Origin of the sequence: Campylobacter sp. US53 (assembly GCF_004378995.1) — a bacterium.
GTDB classification, from domain to species: domain Bacteria; phylum Campylobacterota; class Campylobacteria; order Campylobacterales; family Campylobacteraceae; genus Campylobacter_D; species Campylobacter_D jejuni.
This window is the reverse complement of sequence record NZ_RYYH01000035.1, coordinates 1-251: the sequence shown is the minus strand read 5'-3', so window position 1 is coordinate 251 and position 251 is coordinate 1. Positions and strand designations below refer to the sequence as shown.

1 protein-coding gene is annotated in these 251 nt (G+C 29.1%); it reads left to right on the top strand.

Going from position 1 to position 251, the window contains the following annotated elements:
• Positions 1–177: aminomethyltransferase beta-barrel domain-containing protein (locus tag ELQ05_RS08185; RefSeq protein ID WP_347876299.1), on the top strand; the 177-nt coding region annotated here is incomplete at its 5' end.
• Between the last annotated feature and the right edge of the window lie 74 nt (positions 178–251).

Below are 251 nucleotides of genomic sequence, written 5' to 3'. Positions count from 1 at the left end.
CTTAAAATCAGTGAATTTAAGCTAAAAAATATCAATCTTTTTATAGATGCTAAAGAGCTTGATTGCGAAGTAAAACTCCGATATCGTTCAAAATCTACACCTTGTAAGGTAGAAATTTATGAAGATAAAAGTGCAAAAATCACTCTAAAAGATCCTGTTTATGGACTTGCTAGCTGACAAATGGCAGTCTTTTATGATCATGATAAAGTCATAGCAAGCGTTTTTATATAATAATTTCTATGAATTAATTC